Annotated in this window: 31 protein-coding genes and 1 pseudogene; 2 read left to right on the forward strand and 30 right to left on the reverse strand. The window is 30.8% G+C overall.

Annotation, left to right across the window (positions count from 1 at the left end):
* Window positions 1–14 precede the first annotated feature (14 nt).
* The 10 genes from AABJ44_RS14955 to AABJ44_RS15000 form a co-directional block, all read right to left on the reverse strand.
* Complete coding sequence (locus tag AABJ44_RS14955; RefSeq protein ID WP_338371397.1) at window positions 15–344, reverse strand: hypothetical protein; 330 nt, start codon at window positions 342–344, stop codon at window positions 15–17.
* A gap of 5 nt (window positions 345–349) precedes the next feature.
* Complete coding sequence (locus tag AABJ44_RS14960; RefSeq protein ID WP_338371398.1) at window positions 350–961, reverse strand: hypothetical protein; 612 nt, start codon at window positions 959–961, stop codon at window positions 350–352.
* A complete protein-coding gene (locus AABJ44_RS14965) occupies window positions 961–1,521 on the reverse strand; it encodes a thermonuclease family protein (protein WP_338371399.1) in 561 nt (186 codons plus the stop codon). The genes AABJ44_RS14960 and AABJ44_RS14965 overlap by 1 nt, the downstream gene beginning before the upstream one ends.
* A 3-nt stretch (window positions 1,522–1,524) precedes the next feature.
* Window positions 1,525–2,652 (reverse strand): ArdC family protein, encoded by a 1,128-nt coding sequence (locus AABJ44_RS14970; RefSeq protein ID WP_338371400.1) that lies wholly within the window; start codon window positions 2,650–2,652, stop codon window positions 1,525–1,527.
* Window positions 2,652–3,431: a hypothetical protein gene (locus tag AABJ44_RS14975; protein WP_338371401.1), complete on the reverse strand. Its 780-nt coding sequence runs from the start codon at window positions 3,429–3,431 to the stop codon at window positions 2,652–2,654. The genes AABJ44_RS14970 and AABJ44_RS14975 overlap by 1 nt, the downstream gene beginning before the upstream one ends.
* Window positions 3,418–4,305 carry a hypothetical protein gene (locus tag AABJ44_RS14980; protein WP_338371402.1) on the reverse strand — a complete coding sequence of 296 codons (888 nt, stop codon included), beginning with the start codon at window positions 4,303–4,305 and terminating at the stop codon, window positions 3,418–3,420. Before AABJ44_RS14980 ends, AABJ44_RS14975 begins: the two co-directional genes overlap by 14 nt.
* Window positions 4,302–6,191 carry a hypothetical protein gene (locus AABJ44_RS14985; RefSeq protein ID WP_338371403.1) on the reverse strand — a complete coding sequence of 630 codons (1,890 nt, stop codon included), beginning with the start codon at window positions 6,189–6,191 and terminating at the stop codon, window positions 4,302–4,304. The genes AABJ44_RS14980 and AABJ44_RS14985 overlap by 4 nt, the downstream gene beginning before the upstream one ends.
* The gene (locus tag AABJ44_RS14990; RefSeq protein WP_338371404.1) at window positions 6,192–8,702 is read right to left on the reverse strand and encodes a JAB domain-containing protein; all 2,511 of its coding nucleotides are present in this window, start codon (window positions 8,700–8,702) and stop codon (window positions 6,192–6,194) included.
* Window positions 8,703–8,866: 164 nt separating this feature from the next.
* The gene (locus AABJ44_RS14995) at window positions 8,867–9,883 is read right to left on the reverse strand and encodes a hypothetical protein (protein ID WP_338371405.1); all 1,017 of its coding nucleotides are present in this window, start codon (window positions 9,881–9,883) and stop codon (window positions 8,867–8,869) included.
* A gap of 101 nt (window positions 9,884–9,984) precedes the next feature.
* Window positions 9,985–10,323, reverse strand: a complete 339-nt coding sequence (locus AABJ44_RS15000; protein WP_338371406.1) for a hypothetical protein — start codon at window positions 10,321–10,323, stop codon at window positions 9,985–9,987.
* Window positions 10,324–10,459: 136 nt separating this feature from the next.
* Between AABJ44_RS15000 and AABJ44_RS15005 the strand changes: the two genes are divergently transcribed.
* Both AABJ44_RS15005 and AABJ44_RS15010 read left to right on the forward strand, forming a co-directional pair.
* On the forward strand, window positions 10,460–10,852 hold the full coding sequence (locus AABJ44_RS15005; protein WP_338371408.1) for a hypothetical protein: 393 nt from the start codon (window positions 10,460–10,462) through the stop codon (window positions 10,850–10,852).
* The gene (locus AABJ44_RS15010; protein WP_338371409.1) at window positions 10,849–11,562 is read left to right on the forward strand and encodes a hypothetical protein; all 714 of its coding nucleotides are present in this window, start codon (window positions 10,849–10,851) and stop codon (window positions 11,560–11,562) included. The genes AABJ44_RS15005 and AABJ44_RS15010 overlap by 4 nt, the downstream gene beginning before the upstream one ends.
* 14 nt (window positions 11,563–11,576) lie before the next feature.
* On the opposite strand, the gene AABJ44_RS15015 is transcribed toward AABJ44_RS15010, so the two are convergent.
* The 20 genes and pseudogenes from AABJ44_RS15015 to AABJ44_RS15115 form a co-directional block, all read right to left on the reverse strand.
* A complete protein-coding gene (locus AABJ44_RS15015) occupies window positions 11,577–11,867 on the reverse strand; it encodes an HU family DNA-binding protein (protein WP_338371410.1) in 291 nt (96 codons plus the stop codon).
* A 1-nt stretch (window position 11,868) separates the two neighbouring features.
* On the reverse strand, window positions 11,869–12,090 hold the full coding sequence (locus AABJ44_RS15020; RefSeq protein ID WP_338371411.1) for a hypothetical protein: 222 nt from the start codon (window positions 12,088–12,090) through the stop codon (window positions 11,869–11,871).
* The gene (locus AABJ44_RS15025; protein WP_338371412.1) at window positions 12,083–13,066 is read right to left on the reverse strand and encodes a ParB/RepB/Spo0J family partition protein; all 984 of its coding nucleotides are present in this window, start codon (window positions 13,064–13,066) and stop codon (window positions 12,083–12,085) included. The genes AABJ44_RS15020 and AABJ44_RS15025 overlap by 8 nt, the downstream gene beginning before the upstream one ends.
* 5 nt (window positions 13,067–13,071) lie before the next feature.
* Window positions 13,072–14,103 (reverse strand): AAA family ATPase, encoded by a 1,032-nt coding sequence (locus AABJ44_RS15030; protein WP_338371413.1) that lies wholly within the window; start codon window positions 14,101–14,103, stop codon window positions 13,072–13,074.
* A 78-nt stretch (window positions 14,104–14,181) separates the two neighbouring features.
* Window positions 14,182–14,433: a hypothetical protein gene (locus AABJ44_RS15035; protein ID WP_338371414.1), complete on the reverse strand. Its 252-nt coding sequence runs from the start codon at window positions 14,431–14,433 to the stop codon at window positions 14,182–14,184.
* A 123-nt stretch (window positions 14,434–14,556) separates the two neighbouring features.
* Window positions 14,557–14,820: a VirB3 family type IV secretion system protein gene (locus AABJ44_RS15040; protein ID WP_338371415.1), complete on the reverse strand. Its 264-nt coding sequence runs from the start codon at window positions 14,818–14,820 to the stop codon at window positions 14,557–14,559.
* A gap of 2 nt (window positions 14,821–14,822) precedes the next feature.
* Window positions 14,823–15,206, reverse strand: coding sequence for a TrbC/VirB2 family protein (locus AABJ44_RS15045; RefSeq protein WP_338371416.1), 384 nt, complete (start codon window positions 15,204–15,206; stop codon window positions 14,823–14,825).
* A gap of 64 nt (window positions 15,207–15,270) precedes the next feature.
* Entirely contained in the window at window positions 15,271–16,191 is a 921-nt protein-coding gene (locus AABJ44_RS15050) for an ATPase, T2SS/T4P/T4SS family (RefSeq protein ID WP_338371419.1), read from the reverse strand.
* On the reverse strand, window positions 16,191–16,649 hold the full coding sequence (locus AABJ44_RS15055; RefSeq protein ID WP_338371420.1) for a hypothetical protein: 459 nt from the start codon (window positions 16,647–16,649) through the stop codon (window positions 16,191–16,193). The genes AABJ44_RS15050 and AABJ44_RS15055 overlap by 1 nt, the downstream gene beginning before the upstream one ends.
* A 2-nt stretch (window positions 16,650–16,651) precedes the next feature.
* Window positions 16,652–18,766 (reverse strand): annotated as a pseudogene (locus AABJ44_RS15065) (type IV secretory system conjugative DNA transfer family protein).
* 60 nt (window positions 18,767–18,826) lie between these two features.
* A complete protein-coding gene (locus AABJ44_RS15070; RefSeq protein ID WP_338371309.1) occupies window positions 18,827–19,045 on the reverse strand; it encodes a hypothetical protein in 219 nt (72 codons plus the stop codon).
* Window positions 19,046–19,120: 75 nt separating this feature from the next.
* Window positions 19,121–20,266 (reverse strand): relaxase/mobilization nuclease domain-containing protein, encoded by a 1,146-nt coding sequence (locus tag AABJ44_RS15075; protein WP_338371311.1) that lies wholly within the window; start codon window positions 20,264–20,266, stop codon window positions 19,121–19,123.
* A 530-nt stretch (window positions 20,267–20,796) separates the two neighbouring features.
* Window positions 20,797–21,468, reverse strand: a complete 672-nt coding sequence (locus AABJ44_RS15080) for a hypothetical protein (protein ID WP_338371312.1) — start codon at window positions 21,466–21,468, stop codon at window positions 20,797–20,799.
* 4 nt (window positions 21,469–21,472) lie between these two features.
* Window positions 21,473–21,811: a hypothetical protein gene (locus AABJ44_RS15085; protein ID WP_338371314.1), complete on the reverse strand. Its 339-nt coding sequence runs from the start codon at window positions 21,809–21,811 to the stop codon at window positions 21,473–21,475.
* Between the two features lie 112 nt (window positions 21,812–21,923).
* On the reverse strand, window positions 21,924–22,313 hold the full coding sequence (locus AABJ44_RS15090; RefSeq protein ID WP_338371316.1) for a single-stranded DNA-binding protein: 390 nt from the start codon (window positions 22,311–22,313) through the stop codon (window positions 21,924–21,926).
* 442 nt (window positions 22,314–22,755) lie between these two features.
* Window positions 22,756–22,983 carry a hypothetical protein gene (locus AABJ44_RS15095; RefSeq protein WP_338371318.1) on the reverse strand — a complete coding sequence of 76 codons (228 nt, stop codon included), beginning with the start codon at window positions 22,981–22,983 and terminating at the stop codon, window positions 22,756–22,758.
* An 11-nt stretch (window positions 22,984–22,994) separates the two neighbouring features.
* Window positions 22,995–23,147: a hypothetical protein gene (locus AABJ44_RS15100; protein ID WP_338371319.1), complete on the reverse strand. Its 153-nt coding sequence runs from the start codon at window positions 23,145–23,147 to the stop codon at window positions 22,995–22,997.
* A gap of 138 nt (window positions 23,148–23,285) precedes the next feature.
* A complete protein-coding gene (locus AABJ44_RS15105; RefSeq protein ID WP_338371321.1) occupies window positions 23,286–23,714 on the reverse strand; it encodes a single-stranded DNA-binding protein in 429 nt (142 codons plus the stop codon).
* A gap of 19 nt (window positions 23,715–23,733) precedes the next feature.
* Window positions 23,734–24,093: a hypothetical protein gene (locus AABJ44_RS15110; protein ID WP_338371322.1), complete on the reverse strand. Its 360-nt coding sequence runs from the start codon at window positions 24,091–24,093 to the stop codon at window positions 23,734–23,736.
* Between the two features lie 94 nt (window positions 24,094–24,187).
* Complete coding sequence (locus tag AABJ44_RS15115) at window positions 24,188–26,011, reverse strand: PcfJ domain-containing protein (protein ID WP_338371323.1); 1,824 nt, start codon at window positions 26,009–26,011, stop codon at window positions 24,188–24,190.
* Window positions 26,012–26,045: the final 34 nt, after the last annotated feature.

Raw genomic sequence — 26,045 nt, forward strand, 5'->3', positions numbered from 1 at the left:
TTTTATTATTTATATTATTCAATTCTCCCAGGAACAATAATATCATTGGAATACAAGGCTACAAGTGTTTTTTTATTTTCTGGAATATGACATTCTCTGAAATCATTATAAATTACATTTTCGTAAGTTGTTTTATCCATAAGATAAACTTTGACCGGTTCAGCTTCCAGTAATGTTTGACTCAATTTCATGTCAGTTGCATAGGTTTCAGTAAATCCATCATTTGCAGAAAAAAACTCACGTGTATTCTCATCACTAATATCTGGAACGTTTTTTGTGTTTACAAAACATTCGATTTTATAAAGTATTTCTTTATTTTCTTCAATATATTCTTTTAACTTCATTTCCCCTACTCCTTGTCTTGAATTAATAATACTACAGAAATTGAAAATAGAATAGAATTAATTATCATTGGCAGCATATTTAAGTATCCATATTTTGGAATCATAATTCCATATTGTAATAAAGACCAACATAAAAGAGCATATGCTGAAATGTGGAAGATTCTTTTTAGTTTTTTTGGTACTTTTATGCTCTCATCTTTTTTGGGAGTCTTAAAATACTCTTCACCTTCTTTTGTTTTTAATTTTACTGCAACTAAGAATTCTTCTGCAGTATCTTTATATAAATTAAGGTGCTGTAGAAAGTTTACCTGAGCAAATACAGTACTTTTTGGTACATTAAAATATTTAATATACTTTTCTGTAACATTATGGAACGTTCCTATTTCAGTTTTCTCAGTACGTAATATATCATTTACTGTAAGGTAATTGATTATAATGATATACCAGTTCTTATTTTTTTTAATTTTATTAATTAAAGATTTACCATTAATTCTTTTATTGATTGTTTTTATTGTCTCCGGACAATTCTGATAAATTAATTTGTAAAGGCTAATAGTTTTTCTATTCCCTTTTTCCTCTGGAACTGTTTGTATAAAATCTGTAAAGTTGGTATTCATTAGCTCCACTTCCCCTTATGATTTGTCTTTGCATAAAATTCTGCACCTCTGAAAAGGTTCATATAATAATCTTCAAATTTAAAGTTTGGATAATAGTTTCCATAACCTTGCTCAATAAGTATTTTATTAAATAAATAATCTTCATGATAAACGTAGGCAATTAGTCTTTTGTATTTATCTCTTCTGCTTGAAACTGTATCAAAACGAAGTTTTACACTTCTCCCAGATAAACATTTGCTTGTAAAGTCCGCTGCCTCTGTAGCATAATATTCTTTTTCTTTCTTTTTATGGATATTCAATTCCGGAGTATTTACACCTATAAGCCTTATTGTTTCTTCTGCGGAGCATTCTTCAGGAATTGTACCTACAAAACGGATTTTGATAGTATCACCATCTACAACCTTTGTTACAATAGCATCATAAGTTTTGTTTTTTTCTTCCTGAGTTAGTTTTTCTTCTACTATTTCTGCATTGTTGTTACGATTTATCAGCTGAGTAGTTTTTGTAATAAGAAAAGCTGCTGATAAAATAATTAATGCAATAAATTTTGATTTTTTCATTATTTATCTACCCTTCCTGCCTTTAATCTGAATTTCAACATTCTCAGTTGTCGATTCATTTACTTTTTCTTTAGTATTATTTCTTGTAAAATCCTGAATATAATCAGAAGCTTTTTTGGCCTTCTGACAAGCTTCAAAAATAGATGCTGGTTTTTCTTTTAAAGAACTACACCAGGATTCTACATAAGATAAATTATTATCTGTTGGTTTGAACATAATGTTACAATCTTTTGCAAGAAGATAACTTCCAATTTCAGCAACAAGTTCTTCTTTTGCTCTCCATTGTTTAGATTTTCCATAATTGGCAAATTCTTCTCTGTCTAAACGCCAGGATACTCCAGTCCAGTGAGTCAATTCATGAAGAACAGTACTATAGTAGTCGATTTGAGAATTAAATTTATCTTTTGGTACAAGATGAATATGATCATCCATTTCTGTATAATAGCCCTGGTCTATCTGGTCATAAACAATTTTTACACCAGTATTTTTAATAAGAGTTTCTGGTTCAATTAAAGTTTCAATAACTTTTTTATCTTCTTTCTCAACTTTCATTGGTTCAAAACCAGGTCTATAGATTGCATTTCCATTTTCATCTTTAACCTTATTTCCATTTTCATCATAGGTATATTTTCCAATTTGAGCAGCATTGAAAATTACCCAGCTTCTTAAAATAGGTTTAGAGTATGCAATTTCTACACCTTCATAGTTTGGATTGTTTTCATCATATCTGATTGGATTACCATCCTTATCATAGAAACGTCTTTCAAAGAAAGAGATTGTAGTACCCTTCTCGCCTTTCTTTACCCATAAATGTTCTTTATCATCCTCAATTTTTCCATTGTATTCCATTAGTTCATTTACAGTACACCAGCGAGGATCTTCAGAACCAAGTAAGCTACGGTTTATTTCACAGATAAGTCCATTAATTCCTTTATAATGATTTATCTGCTTTCCATTTTTATCTGTCATTTGGAAGAGATTGTAATCACGCTTATTTACACCAGGTACCCAAGGTTTTCTCCAAGGGGCTGTACCTTCCTGAATACCTTTGATAAACATGTCTGCAACTTGTTTTTCATAGTCATCTCTTTTCTTCTGTCGTTCTTCTTTTGAAAGTGTTTTGTATGCCATTATCGTTTTTTAATACTCCCTTGTATTTTTGAAAAAATATTTTGATTAGAAATTTCTTTTGATTTTTCAGCTAACAATCTTTTATAATCAAGATTTTCGTTATCTAATTTTTTACAGTTATACTTCCAGGCTTCAAATAATTTGTCCGGATGCATTCTAGAATAATCAATTATTTGTTTTAATGTATCTTTACTCATATAATCCAAAGGATTAAAAGGCTGAAGATTCGCACAACATCTTAGATTAATTTCAATCAAATGACTTAGATTATTTTGAGGATGTTCTCCATCAAAAGTATATTTTCCTTTTTGATAAGGTTTTATACCTTTAATTTTATTTGAAGTTTGAAAAGATTCTTTGTTCTTTAATAGAGAATCTTTAGCATCACATAAAGGAAGGTATTCTTTTATATTATTAAAATAATCTACTTCACATTTGAAAGGAGCAGTCTTAAAAGTTCGATCGTTCAATTCCTTTAAATGATTTTTGGTAACATCATTATAAGGAATGAAACAATGTTCTTCTTTTCCTGTTTTTAATCTAATTGCATCATTATAGGTTTTGAAATAAATTTGAGAAAAAAAAGAATTTTCTGGTTTTTCAAATTTAGTAAAAACAAAATAAGCTTTATCTGTTTTTCTAAATAAAAAACTTTCCATGCCTAAATGATTTATTGTATTACTGAGAATATAACGTGGTTTATATGAAGGTGCTGTATGTTCATATGGAACATAACTAAAGATATTACCTTTAATATCTTTATCTTTAAATATTTTCATTTACCGTTATATATTCTCCAAAAGAATTGAAACATACATTATTTATGATTCGAATAAATAAAGCCGGATGTTCTTTTATAAAATCAATAAACTCTTGGCTTGTTGTATAACAATCAGGTTCATATTCCTTATTAGACAAAACGCTATAAAAATAATTTTTAATAACTTTTGTCAACTTAATCTCTGGGCTATCATCTTCTAGAAGCAGACTTTTTTCATAGTTGATGTTTGAAATCTTATATATAAGATCTGAAGTACCATAATTAGTTTTATTAACAGGTATGATAGATTCAAAGATATCTTTGTTTCTCAAAATGTCTTTTTTTGAAAGAATAATTATTTCATAAGCTTTATCTTCAATAATGATATTGTGCGATAGACACATTTCATTATTTATATACATCTGACATTCATTGTTATTCTGAAAATTGCGATAAAGAATATTAAAATAAGATATTCCTTTATAAATCAGATATGAGTTAACATTGTAAAATAAATAAGGTGTTGCCTTATTTTGCAGCGGATGTTTTTTTTCATTTAAAAGTTTGATTGTATCCTTATAAAATTCAAATTCATATTTACTTAAATTTGAATCTGAAATAAACAATAAAGCATTTTCGAAACTTTCTGAGACCTGGCATTTATTTACATTTCCAAATTGTTTTATAGCAATGTAATTATGTTTTTTCAGATCTTCCAGAATTATACTTTGCAGTCCTTCAATTTTATTCTTTTCAATAAAAGACTGCTGTTTATAAAGAGGTTCATTATTGTCTTTTTTATGATATATTAATTCTTCACTATTTAAATCTAGGAATTTTTGAAATATATCTTTATTTTCAAGTTCATCTAAAGTAACTTTATTTTTTTTCATGCTCTTTTTCTTCCTTTTTTCTCAACATTTTCATTCATATTTACAAGAACATTATTATTTGTATTTGAATTCTCATTACTAATTGCATTTGGCCTTGCATTTTTTACAGTGTTTTCGTATGCGACATTTGAAATACGCATCATTTTTTCTGGATTATTCAATGCAAATTTAAAGAACTCAGATTTGGCAGGTTCTTTTTTCCAATCTCTGCAGCTTTGGAATGGTTCTTTTGTAAGCGAACAGTAAATGTAATTTGCAATATCATAGTTTAATTGAGTTTCAATATCAGCTTTCCTTAAATCAATTGCCTCTGGTCTTTGAAGTAATTCAGTGTTTTCAACAGGTGGTTGTTTTTCAGGAATCAATGCTAATTTAGTATTAAACTCTGGAAGACTGCCATATTTATATTTGTATTTTGCATCAAATATATTTCTTCTCATTTCTTCCTTTGCAGCCTTTTTTTCTGCTCTGGTTGGTTTACAAGGAACGCATAATGTATATACATATTGTCCATTGGAATTCATTCCATTAGCAATAATCATACATTTTGCTTTCAGATTTGAAATGTTTGCATTTTGATTTAATAAATTACTCATTGGAACATATGCTGGTGTATTAATACCATTCAGCAAATTATTACGAGCAAGGGCCATCTGATTGTTTCCACGATAGATTGCATTATTTACAGGATTGTAAATATAATCCGGCACCACTCCTGTCTGTTGGAGAGGATGTTTATTTTCCTTTATTGCCCGTAAGTTATCATCCATATCACTTTTTACATGCTGGCTATGTTTCTTTTCATATCCATTAAAATGATTATCACGAGTTTTCATGAAAAGGATTCCATAACGATCAAGTACTTCATCATTCTGGTTATCGAAAATAAATTGATTAAAAACTTTTTTAAGTTCAGAATCAGAGCCATCTGTTTTTTTATATTTATCAAGTAATGGTTTAATTAATTTTTTATCTACTTCTGAAATATTTTGATAATTATAATCAACTTTATTCAGAGCCTTAGTCATTTCAAAAAGCTTCTTAGTATAATTTTCAGGAGAAAGTTCTATTTTTTTATTTTGCTTATAATATCTTTTTACATCTTCTGGAATTGTATTAATACAAACAAAAGTATCATTATCAAGTTCTTCAGATTGCTGATGCTTATTAGTTAATAAAGATTTTTTTTGCTTTAATTCACTCTCTTTAGCTGCCTTTGTAATATCAGTAAAGTTTACATAAACATTATTATTAACAAAAGCTTCTTCATTATCTGGATGTTCTTGATATTTCGCATTCAGCATATGAACGGCAAAATCATTTTGTAAAATTGCAACCGCATTAATACCATTAATATTATCTGCATTTGCTTTCTGATATAGATTTGTCTGAGCTCTGAATTCAGGATTCTTTGAATAACGGCGGAGTCTTAATTCATTATCATCAGCTTGAAAAACTTGAAAATATGATACAGATATATCATTATCATATTTTGTTTCAAACTTATAAATATTTCCAACTTTGATTCCAGCTTCATCAAGTTTATTAAGACGTTCTTCTAGAGACATTTTTGTATAAGATGTATTTTTATTTTCAGTCTTTTTCACTCTTTTTAGATTGTCTTTCTCATTTTTTAATGAAGTTCTTAATTTTTTTTGAATATTGCTAAGTTCATCTTCTTCAAAAGGTTTTAAATTATTATTATTTTTAAAACCATTTTTTAATTCAAAAGTATTTGAGATTTCTTTTAAATCAGTATCAAGGATGATTCTCCGAGTATGATTTTCTTGGTCATTATATAATGCTATATAATATTTATTTCCTTCTATTTCATATTTTTTGAAATTGTTCTTAAAATCAATACTATCAAATATTTCTTTAGTCATTTATGCTTTCCTACCCTTCTTTGAAGAATGATTATTAGAATTAATATTTTGATTCTCAGTACGGAATTCATTTGCCTGTTTTACTGCATTATTAATAATTGTATTAATCTGCTCCTTTGTAAGATTATTTGTAAGCTGCAGATTAAGTACTTGTTTTGCAGTATTTGCTTCAGTACTTAGTTTTTTTTCAAGAGAATCTAAAAATGTCGTATTCTGATTTTTAAGAAATTTAACTTGTTCAGTCAGATCGCTAATTTTCTTGTCCTTAAAATAAGGAACATCATCAAGATTCTGATATTCATTTATTTTAATGCCAGTTCCTTTTAGGATATTTTCTTTAACAAGTGTTTCAATCTTCGATTTTTCCGATTCTGTACATGCACTAGTCTTTTTGCTCAAACAATCTGGACTTATAGCCTTATTCTCATTTGATGAAGAATAGTATTCCCAGAAATCTTTTTTTGAAAATTTATGGTCCGGAAAAATAGCATAGAGTGTATCATCCTTTAAGTCTTTTCTATAAAGAATATTTACAATACTAGTTTCCTGCTCTTTCCTTGTCTGAGCCATATTGCGATAAAAATCAATAGATTCTTGTGATAACTTAATTTTCTTGGTTTTATATTCAGTATTTTCTTCTTTTACAAGCTTATCGGAATTTGTAAAGAGTCTTTCATTTATTGATGGAATAAATGTTGAATTTTCTGAGCGTGTTTTTATTGGATATTGATAATTCTTTCCAGGTTTCAAATCATATGTACTTGTAAGAGAACCATCTTTGAAATATACATCAAGGAATGCATCTTGTTTAATACAATCTTTCATCTTTTGTTCAATATTTCGAAGAGATTCCTTTCCATATTGATTTTCAATTTGTGTACAGACTTTTTCAGTTAAGAAAGGAATTGCATTAATAGAATGATTTGCAAGGGCTGTTTTTTTCAATCCTTTTTTTATATTTGAAACATCTTTGTCAAAATAATTACAAGAATAATAACGAAGCCCGTTAATTCTGTTATCACTGTCCAAAAATGTAACTGGAATAAAAGCGTCATTCCAATTATTAGAATCATTTATTTGTTGTGCAATAGATTCAAGTTGTGTTGTACTTTTTAAAGAAGTTGTTTCTTTTATTGGAAAATCTTCTTTCTTATTAAGAAGTGGATCTTCTTTTCCTTTATTATTTTCATTAACAACATAATTCCATTCGCTATTAGAAGGATTGTAATAAGAGAAAGTATCATGGTCTATAATGATATGACCGAGAAGTCTGCATTCATTATTAGAATTTGTAAGAGATTTTTTGAGGCTTTCTGTAGTTGATATATCATCCATCGATGGCTCTGTTCTTCCCGAAGGATGATTATGACAGACTACAACATCAGTATCTGTATCAATAAAATGAGATATGACTTTTTGTAAAGTTTCAGTAGTTCCCACAACAGAACGGTTTGGTAAATAACTAGATACTGCAAGCTGGTCTTTAATAGTTCCGGATTCTCTATCAATAAAAAGATATCTGAAAGTTTCAAAACTTTTATTGCGGTATATTTCAAGAGCAGCGGCCAATTCTTGCTGTCCTTTTGCAGTTATTTGACCGTCTTTCATATCTATCTTTTTATTCGTGATATCAAAAACACCATGTTCACGAAATGTTTGGAAAGCCTGCTGCATTTCGGATTTTTGTCCTTTAATTTTCAACACAGGAGCAATTATTTTTTCAAGTTCTCTCTTGCTTTGATAAAGCTGTTCTTCAGTTATAGACGGGTCGATAAAATCTTTCTTTATATCTTCTGCAACAACATTAATTTTCTTTTTTTCTACGTTATATAAAGGAGAGTTTTCATGGACTGACTTATCTTTATTATCAGGGTCATCAAAATAATCTGGATGCCGTTCAAAAAGATATTTTTCTACTGTTTTTCCTTCTGGAATATGATAATCCATTTCCATAAAATCAATATCTCTAATTTCACTGATAGGAATATCACCCCATTCAGACATTTGTAAATCACCATTTAATATTACATAACCAAAACCATAACCATCAGTTTTTTTTGGATTGTTTTCATCTGGATAAAGCTGGGTACAATAGATCTCAGTACTACCTAAGAAATATCTGAAACCTATATCATGTGTCATATCTTCGTTATATAAATCTTCATTTGTCGTAATCTTACGACACTTATTTGCTATTTCTTTGAGTTTATTTCTGAAGAATTCGCCCTCTTCACCTTCACACAATTCTCTTGTAAAAGCAAATTGAGCACCAGGAATAACTTGTCGGCATAATTCAAGGTCTTCTTCTGTTAATTCAGAAGTATTGTCTTCTTCTGTAATATCATCATCATCTTCTTCTTCTTCATCGAAATAATGTGGATTACCATCTTCATCAAAATAATCAGGTTTATCAACAAAAGAAGCTTCGATATCTTTCTCTATTGCAGCTTCGGACATTCCGCCATTTTCTTGCATTGATTCTACGTATTTATCAAATTCATTATCTTCCATTTTGTGTAAGTCTCCAGTTCTATAAAAGCTTAAAGAAAAATAATTATAACTTTGAAATACTTGGTAATAAGATAGGATTTGTATTTGTATATAACCAGGCTCTAAGTTATTTTTTAATTAAATAAGGGGAAGTTTCCTTCCCCCCATTTTTTGAAAAAAGAAAATTAATGTTTACGAGAAGCTTTTTTCTCATTAACATGTACATTCTGATTTACTTCAGTCATAGAATTATTTTTAGCATTGATGTTTTCCATCATTTTGTTGTATTCACTAACTGTCATATTTGCTCTGTTTTCAGCAGATTTAACGGCATTAATGAACTGATTCTGATGACCTAGATATTCATCTGCAATTGCAGCAATTTCTTTCTTCGAGAAATTGATACCTTCAAAATTACCCTGGAGTTTTCCACGGAATGCAATTGCTAATTTCTCAACAAACATTTCCTTTGTGGAATCATCCTTTCGTTTTGGAATAGGTGCCAATTCTTCTGAATACAGAGGTGGAAGATTTGCCGGCTGAGTAGAAACAATTCTTTCATCAGATGGTTTGTAAGAGCCCTTAACTGCTCCTTTGTGGTGTTCAATGATTGGATCACCTTTCTTAAAGGAGATTTCAGTACCATCTTTGAGCTTTGTTTTTCCATCACTTGTATGAAGGATGTTGTTGCCATTTTTATCTTTCTTGTAGATATCTTCAGTATAATGAACAACATTACCCTCTTCATCACGTTCTGCAACGAACTTTCTTTTACGAATATCATCTGCAGCAAAAATGAGAGAGAAAATCTTATCTTTTACATAAGTTCCATCTGCATTCTTTTTGTGAGTTCCCGCAACTTCTTTACCAGCTATAACTTCTGGATCATTTTTTCTCCACCATGCATCATACTTATCGTAAATAGCAGTAGCGATATGTTTTGTTCCAGGAGCTGACATATAATCAAGAGAATCACGCTGATTCAAAGTAAGAGCCTGAGCTGATACTTTATTGTTGTCACGCATTGCCTGACCAACAATAATCATGTTGATTCCCTGGAAAACTTCATTTGTACTTGCATTAAGTACATAATCAGGTTTCTGATTAGATGCCTGTAAGAAACTCTGACCTTTATTAAGATCGTCAACGAACTTTCTTACCAAGCTGCTCTCGTAGTTCTCTGTGCTGTTTTCTTTTTCCATTTGTGTTACCATCCTTACATTTAAATCAATTAATGCATAAGCATTATCAAGGTTTATATTAAGTACAACGTACTAATATACTTAATTAAAATTATGAATAATTAGGAAATACGTTTACCGTTAATCCAATATTCTTTTGATTCTCCATAATCGGCATATACAGCAGCCATAAGATTTCCGTTTTCATCGTATTTTTCATTATGAAGATAGCCGTCTTTCCAATATTCTGTATGTGAATCTTCCATCTGTACTGCCGGAATATTTTCTTCAGAATGAAGAAACCCGTTTTTCCAGTTTAAGATGCAAGCAACTTTTGCCTGACCGAACTTATTTTCAAACACAATAAATTCTTGACCATTTCTTGGTTGATTTCCATCCATAACAGGTTTGTGTTCTTTCATCAGATTAATGAATCTGCTTTTACTTTTTACTGTATCCAATTTTTACTCCTGATTTATAATAAAAAATATTATCTTTCTTTGCACGGTTGACATTGATATATTATAATGGATTCATATATATTTCAAGTATTGAAATAAAAAGTTCGTTAGAACGAACTTTTATAGTGGGGCTTTAATGACAGTTTGTTCGTTGAATAATGAATTTGTAAGACTTTATTCGATCGGAAAAGAAATAGGTTATAACGGAACAACAATTGAATATGCAGACAATACCAATACTTTTTTGATTTTCTATTATAACAAGTTTTGCAGAATATATGTAATCAACGGACAAGAAGAAAAACAGAATCTGGTCCAGGTAAAAGAGAAGATCAAAGTTGAAGCATTGTATGATAAAAAAGAATGCATGCGACTTGTAAAATTTATAAAGTCAAAACGGGATGATGATTTTCTATATTTTATAAATCCTCTTTTTTTTAAGGAAATAAATGTATTTTTGAGAAAGAAAAATTATTTGAATTATTTAGAATATATTTTTGAGAAATATAAGGAGAGAAATATCCTATGAACTATCTGACACTTGCATCCAATGTTAGACAACATTTTGGTATTTATACAACATATTTAAAACTGCATGAGGAAAAGATTTTTATATTATTACAGCATATAAATGAAACCTCTGTAATATTTGTATGCCCAAAAACTACAATTACTAAAGATGTTAAATCAAAGATTACATTTAATTCTGTTTTTGGAAATATTGAACTCAACGTAAAAGTTGATTCAATATTTAATGGTCAATATATGTTCTCGATAGAAGGAACAATTACAGGCATAAATAAAGAAGATTTTTTAATTGCATTAAATAACTTCTTATTGGATGCAATAAAAAAACAAAAACGTAGAGAAGAACGTATTTTATGTACAAAAGAAAATCTCCGAAGACTCAGATTATTAAATACATTTACCCTGCCATTTAAGAAAAAATTCTATAATTGCATGATAAAGGATATTTCTTCATCAAACTTAAAATGTATTACCAGTATCGATTTACTACAGCATGTTAATGAACGTTTTAGTATTGTAATAAAATTTTATGAACCGGAAGAAGTCTTTGTTTTTAATAATTGTTTTATTGTTCGTAAAAACGAAATTGTAATAAATGATATTCCGTTTGCAGAGTTAGTAATATGTTTGAGACATTTCAATAATAATTTCAAGTATAGAATTGAATGTTTTTTTAATAGAAAAAGTGAAAATTTGCTAAGCAAAAGATAATAGAAAATTTAGCTTTATAGCTGTCTTAATTTCTCTTTTAATTCCTTACCAGGTTTGAAACTTACATTATAATGAGAATCATAAGAAAGCATTTCTCCATTTTTGGGATTCCGGACACTCTTTCCCTTTCTATACTTCAATTCAAAAAGGCCAAAGTCCATGACCATTACTGTATTGCCCTCACAAAGTTCTTCTTTTACCTTATTAAAAATTATAGAATATAATTCTGATACAGTATTTTTATCAAAGGAATAATCATTGCAGATAGATTCAACGATATCTTTTTTTGTTTTTCTTTCATTCATGTTAATCTAAAACCTTTTTTTTATATAAAAGATAGTCGTTAAACATATCACTCTTAAGGGTCTGATTCTTACGGTTTTTAAGCAATTCCAGCTGCTCTTCTGTTATCAGATATTTATTATCAACTTTAGGAATGTTGTATTGTTGAAGTAAATGGATAACAGAAGAGTATTTCATGTTGAGAATAGGACATATTTCAGATGCTGAATAATATGGCTTATCCAATAGTATAACCTTCTTCCAGATAAAAGTTTTCAATCTGATTAATAATGAACTTTTCAACTTTTGAATTAAATTCTTTTTTGTTGCTTGTCCATTTGAAAACTTTATCAGTTTCATTTATAGAATAGTTTAAATTAATTCCAAGAGAAACTTCTTTTGGATTTTCAGATTCTTCATCATCGTCAAATACAACATTATCAGAAATATCAGAATCATCTGAATCAATATCAAACATTTCATTAACTTCATCATTACTGATTTCAGGCTCTTTTTTCTCTTTATTCTTAATCCTTTCTTTTTCAGCTTTTACAGCCTTCTGGAATGCAGATGCTGTATTTCCCTTTTCTTTAGTTTCAGCTTTTACTTTCTCTTTTTGTTCTTCGCTGAGATTACCAAAATCATAAGCGGAACGGCTTGTAGCCTCACCTTCAAGATTTTCAAAAATATCTGCATTTTCTTCACGTGCCTCAAGAGCTTTAAGAGCTTCTGTAATCATGCTTTTTGGCTTATGTAAAGCTGCTGCAATTTCTACATTAGACATTCCCATATCCTGTAACTTTTTGATATAGGTTTCTCGTTCTTTTGTAGACATATTGATGCGGTGTTCATTTTCAATAGCCTGAAGAATAATTCTCTCTTTTTCATCTTTCCAGGCATGTTCTGCAATAATACAATCAACAGTTGGAATATCATAAACCATACAGGCTTTGGTTCTTCGTGAACCAACTTTTACGGTATAGCGTTCACCTTCTTTATATACAATTACCGGTTCAAGTTGACCATACTCTTTAATAGATTCTGCAAGTTCTTCAAGTTCTGCATCATTTTTTTCATTACGAATATTCTCTCCAATATCAATAAGATTAGTTGGAATCTTTACAACTCTATTGATATCTGCAGAATCAAATTTTACAGTTTCTTTCTTTTCAACCTTTACACCAATATTCTGAGGTTTCTTACTAAAATCAAGCTTTGCCATTTTCTCTATTCTCCTTTTATAACTTCATCAGCAAGTTCTTTGATTGTTGTACAAAGTTTACTTGATTTTTGCCATTCCTGAAGCACTAACTTTTGGCTAGCAGCACTTGTAATACTGTTAGAATCCGGGAATTCAAAGATTGTATAAGGTGAGTTTTTCAAGACTTCGATCCAATGCTGATGTACTTTATTGTCTTTCTTTTCTCGATTAATGATAAGTAAATTAGTTTCTGTAAACTTACCTTTATATTCTTTTTTAAGCTTATCCATATGTTCATTAAACTGCATAAGTCCATCAATAGACTTTTCATCAGGATTAATGATAGGAATAATAATATCACAGTAAGAAAGTAAGATTTTCTGGGCCCAACCGAAAGTTGGTGGTAAATCAAAGAAAACATATTCAAAACCAAGTTTCTCAGCTTCTTTAAGGATACGAGGAATAATTTCCGGTTCATCACGGAAATCACCGCTTTCATAGAAGTTCTGAAGTTTTGTATTTGTATTTCTTGATGGAAGGATATAAAGTCCTTTAAGACTTTCAGATTCTGAACGAACTTCAAGGATTGCGTCTTCAAGTTCGGCATCTTCTCTAAGAACTGAAACAAAATCTCTGCAATTCTTTGTGGCAAATTTTGAAATCATTTTATAAAGTTCTTTTAGAACTTCACTATCTCTTTCAAACTTTTCACAATATTCATTAAGAATATCTTCATTACTGAAGAAATCAGAAACCTTAATTCCCTGACTTCCTTCATAAATATATTCATTGCAAAAATCCGATATATTATTTAATTCTTCAATAATGTTTTCACTTTCAATATCATTAATCGTACAGCATTTTTTTATAAGCTCAGGATTATCTATTACGTACTGAACTGTACCAAAATCTTTTACAAACTGAAGAGTTGTATTACTCTGCTGGTCTGCATCAATAATCAATACTTTTCCATTTTTTGCTAATTCATAGGCAAGCATAACAGTGAAAGAGGTCTTACCTACTCCGCCAGCTTGCATGTAAATACTTATTGTTTTCATTAATTGGGACTCCTAGTTAAGAGTTTATTATAATGTTTGAAATAAGTCAATGACAAATATAAAAGCCGAATTAAAAAACTACTGTGCAGATGATTCTTCTTTTTTTAGATTCTCCCTAACCTGTTCTATGAATTCTCTATCGGCATCATCAGCCCAATAATCCATAGGAATTAAAAATCTTAATTTTTTCATTAGGTCAAGCGAAGGCTCTTTTTTTCCTTCAGAAACAGCGTGGCAATATTTATAACTTATATCAAATTCCATGCAGATGCTGCGTAATCTGCGTTTAGCTATTAAAGCTTTCAGAATGATAATACCTTTAGACATCATATAAACCTTCTCTTAACTACTCATCTTAGATTGATTTTAAGTATAACAGTAATAGTACAATAAAACAAGATTTTTCACTAAGTGAAAAATCTTGTTTTTACTAACTGAATTGTTTTGGAATATTTATTCGAGGTGGTCTGGTTCGAGTAATGAATTAAGAAATATTTCCAATAAGTATTCATCCTTTTTGGTTATTTCTTTCATTATGTAAATTAAGATTGCACTGAACGGAAGTATTATCCAAAGTTTGAAGTCTAAAACAATTATGATGGTTGCCAAGACAATTATTACGAGAGGTATTAAAGGCACTCCCATAATTAATTGTCTTTTCATAATACTTCTATGAACCGGATAACTGTAATCAGTAATTTTTTCAGTATCTGCCATTGTTACGGTCTTGAAGGGCTGGAACCTGAATCCCAAGAATCAAAGGTATACTCGCCAGAAGTCAATTTATCAACTGCAAACTTTCCAGAAGGTTTGAAGAAGAGGTTACAAATAAATGATGCACTTCCGATGATTAAAACTGCTGCTCCCCAAGGAACAAGTTTCTTCATAACAACAGGCTCACCTCTGTTTGTGATCATTTGAACAGCAATGATTACAAGACCAACAGTACAGATTACAACCATGTAGGTTGAGCTGAAAAACCAATAAAGTGTACCAAACACTTTCTCAATTGAACTCAAAGCTCCGTTACCTGCAGCAAAAATATTTGATGCACATACAAAAGCTAAGAACAAAACACTTAATAACTTTTTTTTAGCAGTCATTATTTTTTTATCTCCTTTTATTAGGTTGATTTTAATAATATATAATAATATTTATTATATCAAGTTAATATAGGTCATGATTATTTGTTTCAAGGATTTCATCAACAACAATACCTGTTTCTTCAGAACGGCTTAAATGAACTATTAAATCAATAAGTCCATCAACCGGAACATCTGGCTTATGAGCTTGTGTTAAAAGAGTTCTCATTCTCTTAAGTGTTCCCTGAGCACTGTTAGCATGAATTGTAGATATTCCGCCTGGGTGTCCGGTATTGAATCCATCGAGCAAACTCCAAAGAACATCTCCGTCACGAATCTCACCAAAGATAATACGGTCTGGACTACAGCGAAGAGAAAGCTTGATTGCACTCATAGCTTCCTCTGTTTTGATTGTAAGCTTTTGAGCATATTTTGCCGTAGTCTGTAATTCCGCATTATCCTCAACAATAAAGAATCTTGCGTTAGGAGTATATTCTTCCATCTGCTTGATACAAGCGTTTGTAAATGTAGTCTTACCAGAGCCAGTACCACCACTGATCAGGATATTCTTGCGGAACTTTATGAAGTGCTTAATTTTATCAATGTTTTCCTGAGAACACTGTTTATTTTTTACATAATCATCAAAGGTATAAATAACAGTTGGTCTCTTTCGGATTGTAATGAAAGGATTTTTTACCCAATTTAAAATACCAGTAATTCGGGCATCGTAATAAGGTACTGTTCCTTCAAGGACCGGATAATTTATATAATCAATTGTAATCCCCATGTGATTTGCAATCTGTACGATAATATTCTTACATTGCTGATTAGACAGAGTAATATTTACATCATGCAGCTCTTTTCCAAATTCTTTTACAGAGACATTTCCGTTATCCACGAAAATATCTGTAACATTCGGATCTTCAAAAAAAGGTTTCAAGGATGCAAGAGAATAAAGAATTGCCTCTTTTTCTCGTCTGACTAATTCTGATTCTGTATTCTGCATTAGTCTGTCTCCTCTTCTACTTTGTTTGCAAACAATAATTCATAAAGTTCTTCATTCTCGTTATAAACATTGGCTATAAATGAATTAATAAAATCATTACGTCTGTTTATAGAGTTCTTTATGATTATCTTTTCATCTTCTTCAACTTTCGGATGCGTCAAAAACCATTGAGCAAGCCAGCAGTAAAAGAGCTGTTCGAAAAACTCTTGTTTTGCCCCTAAAGCGTCAACTTTCTGCATAACCTTAAGAATTGAAGATTGAAGAATGTTTTCATGGCATACATCATTATCAAGATACTTTAAGATGATTTCCCTTAATAATTCAGAAGTTGAATAATTCATTTCTAAAGCTTTTGCTTTAAAAAGATTTAACTCAGAATTGCTAAGTTTTGTACATACTACAGTACTTTTATTAGATGTAGTCTTGTTTGTTTTTTTTTCAAATTCAATCTTTTTCATAATTAAATTAAAACTGTTGCAAGTTCTCCTTTTTTTGCTTCTTCTTCGCTATTATTACCATAAGCATTATTTGAATTGTTTTTTGTAATATCAGAAGAACTTTTTAATGTATGATTTACATCAACTTCTGAATAATATTCCAATTCTATTTCACAATCATTCCATCTGGAATCACCAGGTCGTTTCACTCTCGAAGTAAGACATTCTTGCAGCATTTCTTTTCTTGTTTCAGGCTTTGGAAGTCTTACTTTATCTTTGAAACGAGGGTCTGAATAATAAGCGATTTTTTTTGCAAGAACCACAGGAGCTCCTTGCGTATAAATTAATTCACAATCGCCAGGAAGATTTTCAATTTCATTGGCGGTTATAAGACGACGTTCAATAATGTCATTTGAAATAGACATATTATTCATGCCGTAGTCATAACGTGAACCGCTGTTAGAAATATTTTGTTTAATAATACCTTCTGTTCCGGCTCTCTTTGAAAAATATTCTGCCGTATTATCCTCATTAATTGAGTAAGTTACCAAGAACTTACAGTGGTCAATAATCGGAGCGTTTTGACCATAAATCTTATCTATCTGAGATTTACTCTGACAGATCCATAAAAAACTGATTCCGTATCCGTTTAAGATACCCGCAAATGTTTCAACGTGATTTTTATCACCTGGCCCCCCTCGCTTTTAAGCGGCTAAACTTAATTGCGAAGGGGACCAGGCGACAGTTTCCATTCTCCCAAGGGTTGGAAATTCATCTATTAGGAATAAGATATTATGTTTCAAATCTTTATTTCCGTAACTTGTCATATTCTGAGAGAACTTACGGCAGATAAACTCAATAAGAAGTTTCATCAGACTCTTCAAGCGGTCAAGGTCAGGGAAAGGCACTGTGAAGTATAGGGAAACTGGAGCCTCAGAATATCTGAAGTCATCAAGACAAAAGTCACTAGACTGACTTACACTTGCAATGTAAGGGTCGTTGAAAATTTCCAGAGCTTCAAGGGCTGCAGAATAAATACTTCCCAATTCTTCATCAGCAGCAGAAAGAATTTGAGCCGCACCACTTTTAATCGATTGATGAACATCTTCTCGACAATGCGGAGAATTAATCATGTTTTTCAAAAGAAGTCTTTTCATATCTTCTTTTGAATCTTTTGTCGATTGTGTCAGATACCTATATACACCTGGTAAGCTTTTATCTTCATAATTAGAACAAAGACAATGAAGAATTGTAGTTGTAATTAAAACTCTGGCGGTATTTTCCCAGTGTGGATCTGCATTACTAGCAGGGTTTGTAGGACTTGTCAAAATCTTTGCAATCGTATTTGCATCACGGAACGGATTTTCTTCTGAGATTTCATCCATGATGTTAAACTTCAAAGTTTCTTTTGAAGTTGGAGAATATTTATAAACATGAGAGAACAGGCATCTGTAACCAGCTGTATTTTCATAATTCTCTCCCTTCGGATCAATCGAAATTAAAGACTCAGGATAATTAATATGAGACGTTGTAACAGTTGTAATACCTTTACCGCTACGAGTCGGGCACATCAGCATTGCACATACATTCATGTGATACTGAATTAACTGTGCTATTCTTTTTACATCAAGTTTAAGACCACCGTCTTTTACACTTGGAATAATAACCGCATCAGAAAGCTGACCTAAGACAACTCCACAGGTATCCAATAATCCGTTTTCTTTAAGGGTATTCTTATCACCCCATCTTCCGGATGCAAGAAGCTGTTCATCTTCCTTGTTCATAACTGAACGGATATAGACTAAAACAAAATAAGAAATAACACCAATGAAAGTTCCGGCTACGATTATTTTCATGTCATTATAGACAATATCTCCAATGCCGAAACGATGTTTTGTTGCGGATGCAATATAAACAAAGATAATTGCATAAGGCGGATAGAAAGGCTCTCCATGGAATAAGAACCATGGTTTTCCAATTAATTCTTCATCATAGTTAATATCTTTGGCACAAGTCTGAGTTGCTATAATCATTGAAATTAAGATGATTAGAATAGGAACTAGTTTATGTGCAAGGGAAAAAGTAAGACCATTCTTCTTTTTTGGTCTCGTTCGAATAGGACTTGTTCTTTTCTTCATGAAAAGAATAATAATTATTAAATTTCTTTTTGTCTACTTTTTATAGGTTGATATTATTATTTATTCAGATTCTTTTACTAATCCGATTACATAACTTGCAATACTTTTATTATGCAGTTTTGCTTTTTCTTTTATCAGCTCGATATCTTCTGGAACACCTGAGATTGTAAGGTTCTGATATATCTTAAGTCTTCCCGTCTTTTTACGGCCACAGCCGTCACGAGCTCCACCACGCTTTGATTTTACAATTTCTGGAATTTCTACAGTATCTTTCTCCATAAGCGTTAATTATACATTGTTATTAAAAAAAATCAATTACATTTTTCAAACGAGAAAGTTCGTTCAAACGAACTTTTATTTTTTATGATGTAATTTATTGATGTAGGTTTTCTGGTTTTTCAATACAATTTTTACTTCATCCCCTACCCTACAGTCCGTCGGATAAAAAGAAAGAGGCACAAAGCCTACACTACCATCATTCTTTTTAATAATAAGAGCGAAGTTATTTGAGTCTTTCTGTCTGATATATTTGTGAAGAATCTTTCCTTCAATCTCTCCATTTTCAGAGACCTTATGCAAAGTATATTTATCACGTGGACAATCTGCATATTTAAATCCATCATAGTACATATTATATTTTGCAAGCTTTTTTAGTTCTTCGATCCAATCATTCTTAAAAGTAAAAGTTCTTGTATTTTTATCAAAGCTGCATAAATCAAGAGTTTTCAGATATTCAAGCCTTGTATTTAAAAGAATTGCATCACGGTCATTCATATAACTCTTATCCATCTTGTTATCGCTGATGTATCTTTCAAGTTTATGGTCCAGAGCTGTTACTCTGGATGCAACTGCTGATTTTTCTTTTTCTTTTTTTATCTGTTCATTGGTTTTATAACCTATCATTTGGGTACATAATTCTTTGGCAATATTCGAACAGATTTTCGGATAACTACCTTTAGGAAGAAAATTTACATCCCTTCCGTTTTTATCGATTCCATTAATGAGTAAATGAGTATGATGATTATTAGTATCATAATGATTGGCGGCTACCCAGGTGAATTTATATCCGCTGTATTTTTCAAGTCGATTTACAAATTCTCTTGTAAGGAGAGTAAGATCAACATCATTGCTTTCAGGACTAATTATAATTCGCCAATTTTTTTCATCCATGTTTTCTCTGTAATAATCTTCAGAATCACTTCCGTAAAGAACAGGCTTTGTACCATCCATGCTCTTTCCTTCCTTCTGAATATATTCAAGATTTTTCAGATGCAATTTTGCACTTGTTCTAAAAGACATTCTTGTAATACATTTTTGAGCTTTACCAGCAGTGAAATTAGCAGCAACTGAAAATCCGGATTTTGAAAAACTTTTATGAGCATGACTTCCCCTACCCTGCCCTACTCCCTCTTTTTTAGCTTTTCGGTGAGAATTCTTTGGCTTAAATCCAATGTCTATTTCATGAGTATTAATATATACAAGGTTTGGTAATGGTCTCATTCATATCCTCTAAAATTGTTACAATTTCTATTTTCTACCGTGTTTTATTATGTTGTAGATATTAATTTATTACAAGATAAATATTTCATTAAAGAAGTTCGTTCGAACGAACTTCTTTAATATAATAATGGTATACCTTAAAACGTACATATTATGTAGGTTTTAAGTATTATAGGTATACCACACCCCTTGTGGTATACCGTAGGTATCCTCATAATATGTACACACCTAGAACCAGGTATACCGTTTTTAACTTGCCGGTGGTGTACATATTATTAATTCAACAATTCAAGATTAGAAGTTACCCACAATTTTTTTTTGGCTTTTTATCAGCCAAAAAAATTATGGATAACTTTAATTTCATTTTCAGGTAATTTAAGAATTAGTTGTCTGAATTATGAATAAGTTTAAGAAAAATTTATTTTTGATAATTTAAGTTTTGAATAATGTTAAATAAAAAAAACGAGCCGCAGCTCGTTTTTTTTTACCACTAGGAGAAAGTTCGATGAAACGAACTTTTTGCCAGGATTTTATTTATACTGTGGGTCAGGCTCTTTATGAATAATGGTCTTTTTAGGAATTGAATTATACAAAGGGGCCTCCGGTTCATCATCTTTGATTAATTCATTTACAATTGCGATGAACTGTTTCCAGGTCATATTCTCATAAGATTTTTTAAGCTGAGAAATCTTATGAGGAGCTGGCATAATAAAACCTGACTTTTTCCATTTTGCCATTGCTGACATATCATCATCATTTTCATCAAGAATCCGATCATTTACATTTATCTGATTAATCAGATTTTCAAGGTTATATTTATATTTTTCAGAGTTACGTTCTTTCTGTTTTTTTTCATCGTATTTACGATCCCTCTCAGAAAGAACTTCTGAATACTTTGCCTGTAAAGCAGCTTTTTTTTCTTCTGTCTTTTCCTCTCCTATTCTTTTCATTTCCAAAAAGTTATCAGGTTCAAAAGGAACGATAACTTTTTCAAGGGTTTTATTGAATGGATTACGTACACGATTCCAGATTATTTCTGAAAAATTGTAAGAACGCAATTTTTCATCATCCACAGATTCTGTGTAATATTCATATTTTTCCGGATCCATTTTTTTTGATACATTTTTCCATGCATCGTTTTCATATCGTTCAAGCTGTTTTTTTCCAAGATATTTATTATTCATTACAACATATACACTCATAGTCTTATCTCCTTTTGGTCATTTTTACCTGGTCCGCAGTAATTTTGAAACTGTACTTTTTTTTATCTTTGTTGTAGATGCAGTTTTCTTTTTCATCATAAGTAAAATAATCGGTTACAGATTCTCCGATTGTGTTCTTATGTTTTACTGAAACCGTATTTGTCTTTTTATCATATTTGTAAGTTCCAAAGATAATTCCATTGTAGGAACATTCATTGTTGTCAAAAAAAATGATAAAAGAATTCTCTCTGGTAAAAACTTTGTTGGAAACATTGTTTTTACATCCAGCTAAAAAAACAGATAACGCTAAAATTAAAAAAGATACCTTGATTTGTTTTTTCATATAAACCTCATTTCGCTTTTATAAGATTCCGGTTACTAATCTTATAATCTGTTATTAAATATATATGTATTTCTGTAATTATACAATTACAAAAATACATACAGTTTTGATTTTAGAATACATCAAAAGCTTTTGATGCTCCATCTGCAGATTCGGAAGTTTCTGTTTTCTCATTTGCATCAAGCTCAAATTTTCTAACCGCAGAAACTTTGATTGATACAGAATATCTTGTAACTTCTCCATCCTTGTACTGAGAAGAAATAAGCTTACCGATTACAGATACAGGCATTCCTTTTTCATATTTGGTAAGCTTTTCAGCAGCCTTGTCAAAAGCTACACAATTAAAAAAGTTTGGGACAGATTTCCATTCATTACTAGATTCATCATAATAACTTTCGTTATAGCATACCGAAAAACGAGCATATTTTTTCCCGTTCTTTTCATTGATTTCAACATTTGAAGAAAGAAACCCTTCAATGTTCACATAGTTTTGAAAAAGCATTTTAACTCCTTTGAAAAGTTCGTTCGAACGAACTTTTTTCACTTTTTACTCTAGGTTGACATTAGTATAAGAGAGTATCGGCATTATGACAACCATTTCTTTACTAACATGTTTTTTGAAAGTTCGGTTAACCGAACTTTTGGAAACATTGTCTGAAAGTTCGTTCGAACGAACTTTTTGGAAAGAATCCAGATTCTATTTATTTTCATAATCAATTAAAGCCTGTGAGCCATTTAATTTCTCATAATCCATTAAGAATGAAATTGAAGAAGTATTGGCTTATAAGCTGCCGTTTGAAAAATAACATAAAATCCTTATTAATCTTTCAAGATAAACTATCTTTTTTGGCGAGTTTCAGCGAGCCAAAAAAAATTTTTTTTTCAGCTCATAAAGTGCCTCTGTTCTTCGCTAGAAGATCAGGACACTTTATGAGAATCAGAAATTACTCACATTCTTTTTCAGAAAAGACTTCATCATTATTTTCAGAATCTTCTTCGATATTTCCGATTACTTCTTTAACGCAAGATAGCGGATAAAAATGTCCGATTTTTTGCTTGCATTCATTTTCATCAGAAGTTCCAAAAAATGTAGAATCATCATTTCCACAATCAATGTAAAAAAGAGTTCCATAGCCGTCAGTAATTAAAATGTCACCAAAATTGTATCCCATATTTTTCCTCCTTATTTATCAAATACAATATGCTCGCTTATTCCAAAGTTTGCATTTTTAATGAATTTCTTTTTGAAACATTCATCGTGAAAAGAAATTACACCGATGAATCCAAGACCTTTTGCTACTGTTTCTTTACAGTAACAACACTTTCCATTGTCCATAATTAAACTCCTTATGTTTTAATTTGTATTCAATTGCCGATTCTTTTAGCCTGGGCGACAAAGCCCAAGCCTAAAAGAACGGCATAAAAACCTTATTTATTTTTTCTAGTGTACATTCTAAATGTACATTTTTGATTTTTAGAACGGAATTTCATCCTCATATTTTTCCAAGTCTGTCAAAGGTTCTGCTGCTCTTGTGTTTGGTTCGGGAGTTGCCTTGTCTGACTTGTTATGTTTTTCAATTACAAGTTTCTTCAAGTTTTCTGCAAGGATTGTAACGGAAGTATTACGACCGCCTTGACTATCTTCCCATTGTGAAAACTGTAATTTTCCGCTTACGTTTACAGGGTCACCTTTATTCATATTTGCTACAGTTTTTGCATTGTAGTTAAAGGCTACACAATTGAAAAAATGAGGAATTGATTCATATTCATCAGTTTCCTTGTTCTTTTTCTGTTGGTTATAGCAGATTGAAAAACGGCAATAATCCTTTCCGTTCTTGCTTGTCTGTAACTCTGGCTTTCTTGTAAGTCTTCCTTCGATTGTTATATAGTTCTGAAAAAACATAATTTTACTCCTTCTTTAATTAGAAATTTTTTGGTGCAAGTGCAACTTTACAGTTGCGGTTAAATCCGTTTGCAATTCTTAAAAGTCTGACATTTGGGGCATATCTGATAAAGATTCCGTCATAATCAGTTTTTACAAGATACTTGGTAAGATAAGGTCTGAGGTTATATTTATAACCACCAATTTTATATATTCCGTTTCTTGTAAGTTCATCTGTTCCAAAATTGAACTGTTTGGAAAACTTCATTTCTAGCCATTTAGATGGAGTCAGTTTTTCCCATTCCTTATTCTCTAAACTTATACAATGCCATAAGATTTCTTGAGGTTCTGAATCTGTATTTGAGAACTTCCAACATTCAATATTTTCAATATTTTTCATATCCTATATTCTCCTTTGAAAAAGTTCGTTCAATCGAACTTTTTAGATAACTGTCAGAAAGTTCGTTCGAACGAACTTTCTAAACAGTTTATTTTTAAGCAACTTTCTGAATAACTTTTTCTTTCTTAAAGTCTGCTTTAGCAAGCCATTTATGCATTGCTTTTTCCATTTCATCAGTTACGCAACCATTTCCTTTCTGTCTGAACTGAACGATTCTTTTTTCATTCAATTCGCAAGTTGCAATAGGTTCTCCGTCTTTCTGAAGAAAGACTAGAACACAATCTGAATCAATTACTTTCTGTGGGTAATTGTTTGAAATTAAGCACTGTTTAAGCATATCTGCCTGCTTTTGTATTTCTTCAATTGTTTCGGGGATGAATATTTCATATCCGTCAACTTTAAGAAGTGGATTCTTTTTGATGTAGTTCTGTACTGCCTGGGTGTACAAAACACCTTCATTTTCCTTTTCCCATTTTCTGTAATTGTCCATTTCTTCCTTGATTTTCTCATGTCTTTTTTCAAAGTCATTAGGGAACTTCCAAAACTTATCTGTCAGGTCGTGATTAAGTTTTACACAGTCCTTGATGTAACTAGCGTATTCATCAGCCTCTATCTTGTTCTGATAAATGTATTTAATCTGCTTTTCATCAAGGTCTTTTACATAGAACTTGTTGTAGAAGATGTATTGCAGAATCTCAAAATCAATGTTTTCGTGATAGTGGTCTAGCATTACATCCAAGGTATTTAAATCAATTGTTGAGTGAAGATATATAAACTGTTTTTCCTTCAAGAAAAATCTGAGGGCTTTCTTTTTGTAGTCCGCAGATTTTTTATAATAGTCTTCGTTGAGGGCAAGATGTGAAAGCTTTAAGGCACACAGTCCTTCGATTTCTGTAGGATATTTTTTCCATAACTTGTAAACTTCTTTTACTGTATCGAGGGTAAAGTTTTTGAAACATTTTTTTGCCTTTTCGATTGTGTATGAAAAGTCCTTGTTGTAATAGTTCAAGAACTTGATGTATTCATCCTTAGGCATATCATCATACTTTATATCCATAAGGTCAGAATAAGAGGTCTGAGGGTATTTCAATTTGTCTTTTACAAGACTTCTGAATTTAGCGTATGAAAAATTACTGAGCTTATAAGATACATCTGAAAGGAAATAAGAATCAAAATCTTTCTGCTCGTTTTCTGATAAAAGACTGTATTCCTTAGTCTTTTTAAAGAAGTCCAAAGATTCAGATTTCTTTACTTCCATTCCAAAGTTTACACGGAACATAGCCTTAAAATCATAATCATTATGCTTTTTCATTAATGAAATAGTCTTGTAGAATTTGGATGCATCCACATTCGGCAATTCATACGGACAGTTTTTAATAAAGCTTATAATTTCATCCTTTTTTGCTTTTGGAAAATTGTAGAATGAATCAGTAAAGGCAAGAGAATAAAGCTTTTTTTTCAGAAGTAAAACAAAGTTTTCCTTATCCTTTTTCCAGTAATAAAGGGCATCCATTATTGCCACATTTGAGTATATTTCTTTAGTATCAAGTACTTTCTGAAAGTCGGGATACTTGGAAAGAACTGTTTCAAAATCTTTCTGAGAAGAATCGTTGCTACAGAATAACGGAAGTCGTTTTTTTCCGTTATCTTCGGTAAGTCCATAAGGGTCTAAAGGGTATCTGTCAGTCATTCCGCCATATCCGTAGTAACTTACTTTTTCATTTGGAAAAATAATTCCATAACCGCCAAGTCGTGTATAAACTACGTTTCTGCATTTGGTTATAAGGTCTTCGTTCTCCTGTAATACGTCGAGTTCCAAAGGAATTTTTGTATTTTTTCCTTGCCATGTAGCGTGTACAAGTCTTGTAATTTTCTTGTATCTGATAACTATTTTGTCTGTGTATTTTGCCTTGTGCATATCATCACTTCCTCAATTCTTTTTGTTTGATGTT

It is taken from the genome of Treponema bryantii (genome assembly GCF_036492245.1).
Lineage (GTDB): Bacteria > Spirochaetota > Spirochaetia > Treponematales > Treponemataceae > Treponema_D > Treponema_D bryantii_C.

Excerpts from the sequence above, each read along its gene's own strand:
- AABJ44_RS14960 (WP_338371398.1), bottom strand. The coding sequence starts at position 961 with ATGAATACCAACTTTACAGATTTTATACAAACAGTTCCAGAGGAAAAA.
- AABJ44_RS15110 (WP_338371322.1), bottom strand. The coding sequence starts at position 24,093 with ATGAAAAATATTGAAAATATTGAATGTTGGAAGTTCTCAAATACAGAT.
- AABJ44_RS15100 (WP_338371319.1), bottom strand. The coding sequence starts at position 23,147 with ATGGACAATGGAAAGTGTTGTTACTGTAAAGAAACAGTAGCAAAAGGT.
- AABJ44_RS15030 (WP_338371413.1), bottom strand. The coding sequence starts at position 14,103 with ATGAAAACAATAAGTATTTACATGCAAGCTGGCGGAGTAGGTAAGACC.
- AABJ44_RS15035 (WP_338371414.1), bottom strand. The coding sequence starts at position 14,433 with ATGATGTCTAAAGGTATTATCATTCTGAAAGCTTTAATAGCTAAACGC.
- AABJ44_RS15070 (WP_338371309.1), bottom strand. The coding sequence starts at position 19,045 with ATGGAGAAAGATACTGTAGAAATTCCAGAAATTGTAAAATCAAAGCGT.
- AABJ44_RS14965 (WP_338371399.1), bottom strand. The coding sequence starts at position 1,521 with ATGAAAAAATCAAAATTTATTGCATTAATTATTTTATCAGCAGCTTTT.
- AABJ44_RS15010 (WP_338371409.1), top strand. The coding sequence starts at position 10,849 with ATGAACTATCTGACACTTGCATCCAATGTTAGACAACATTTTGGTATT.
- AABJ44_RS15105 (WP_338371321.1), bottom strand. The coding sequence starts at position 23,714 with ATGTTTTTTCAGAACTATATAACAATCGAAGGAAGACTTACAAGAAAG.
- AABJ44_RS15015 (WP_338371410.1), bottom strand. The coding sequence starts at position 11,867 with ATGAATGAAAGAAAAACAAAAAAAGATATCGTTGAATCTATCTGCAAT.
- AABJ44_RS15085 (WP_338371314.1), bottom strand. The coding sequence starts at position 21,811 with ATGAAAAAACAAATCAAGGTATCTTTTTTAATTTTAGCGTTATCTGTT.
- AABJ44_RS14980 (WP_338371402.1), bottom strand. The coding sequence starts at position 4,305 with ATGAAAAAAAATAAAGTTACTTTAGATGAACTTGAAAATAAAGATATA.
- AABJ44_RS15115 (WP_338371323.1), bottom strand. The coding sequence starts at position 26,011 with ATGCACAAGGCAAAATACACAGACAAAATAGTTATCAGATACAAGAAA.
- AABJ44_RS14975 (WP_338371401.1), bottom strand. The coding sequence starts at position 3,431 with ATGAAAATATTTAAAGATAAAGATATTAAAGGTAATATCTTTAGTTAT.
- AABJ44_RS14955 (WP_338371397.1), bottom strand. The coding sequence starts at position 344 with ATGAAGTTAAAAGAATATATTGAAGAAAATAAAGAAATACTTTATAAA.
- AABJ44_RS14970 (WP_338371400.1), bottom strand. The coding sequence starts at position 2,652 with ATGGCATACAAAACACTTTCAAAAGAAGAACGACAGAAGAAAAGAGAT.
- AABJ44_RS14995 (WP_338371405.1), bottom strand. The coding sequence starts at position 9,883 with ATGGAAAAAGAAAACAGCACAGAGAACTACGAGAGCAGCTTGGTAAGA.
- AABJ44_RS15080 (WP_338371312.1), bottom strand. The coding sequence starts at position 21,468 with ATGAGTGTATATGTTGTAATGAATAATAAATATCTTGGAAAAAAACAG.
- AABJ44_RS15040 (WP_338371415.1), bottom strand. The coding sequence starts at position 14,820 with ATGGCAGATACTGAAAAAATTACTGATTACAGTTATCCGGTTCATAGA.
- AABJ44_RS15055 (WP_338371420.1), bottom strand. The coding sequence starts at position 16,649 with ATGAAAAAGATTGAATTTGAAAAAAAAACAAACAAGACTACATCTAAT.
- AABJ44_RS15025 (WP_338371412.1), bottom strand. The coding sequence starts at position 13,066 with ATGGCAAAGCTTGATTTTAGTAAGAAACCTCAGAATATTGGTGTAAAG.
- AABJ44_RS14990 (WP_338371404.1), bottom strand. The coding sequence starts at position 8,702 with ATGGAAGATAATGAATTTGATAAATACGTAGAATCAATGCAAGAAAAT.
- AABJ44_RS15045 (WP_338371416.1), bottom strand. The coding sequence starts at position 15,206 with ATGACTGCTAAAAAAAAGTTATTAAGTGTTTTGTTCTTAGCTTTTGTA.
- AABJ44_RS15075 (WP_338371311.1), bottom strand. The coding sequence starts at position 20,266 with ATGAGACCATTACCAAACCTTGTATATATTAATACTCATGAAATAGAC.
- AABJ44_RS15005 (WP_338371408.1), top strand. The coding sequence starts at position 10,460 with ATGACAGTTTGTTCGTTGAATAATGAATTTGTAAGACTTTATTCGATC.
- AABJ44_RS15090 (WP_338371316.1), bottom strand. The coding sequence starts at position 22,313 with ATGCTTTTTCAAAACTATGTGAACATTGAAGGGTTTCTTTCTTCAAAT.
- AABJ44_RS14985 (WP_338371403.1), bottom strand. The coding sequence starts at position 6,191 with ATGACTAAAGAAATATTTGATAGTATTGATTTTAAGAACAATTTCAAA.
- AABJ44_RS15095 (WP_338371318.1), bottom strand. The coding sequence starts at position 22,983 with ATGGGATACAATTTTGGTGACATTTTAATTACTGACGGCTATGGAACT.
- AABJ44_RS15050 (WP_338371419.1), bottom strand. The coding sequence starts at position 16,191 with ATGCAGAATACAGAATCAGAATTAGTCAGACGAGAAAAAGAGGCAATT.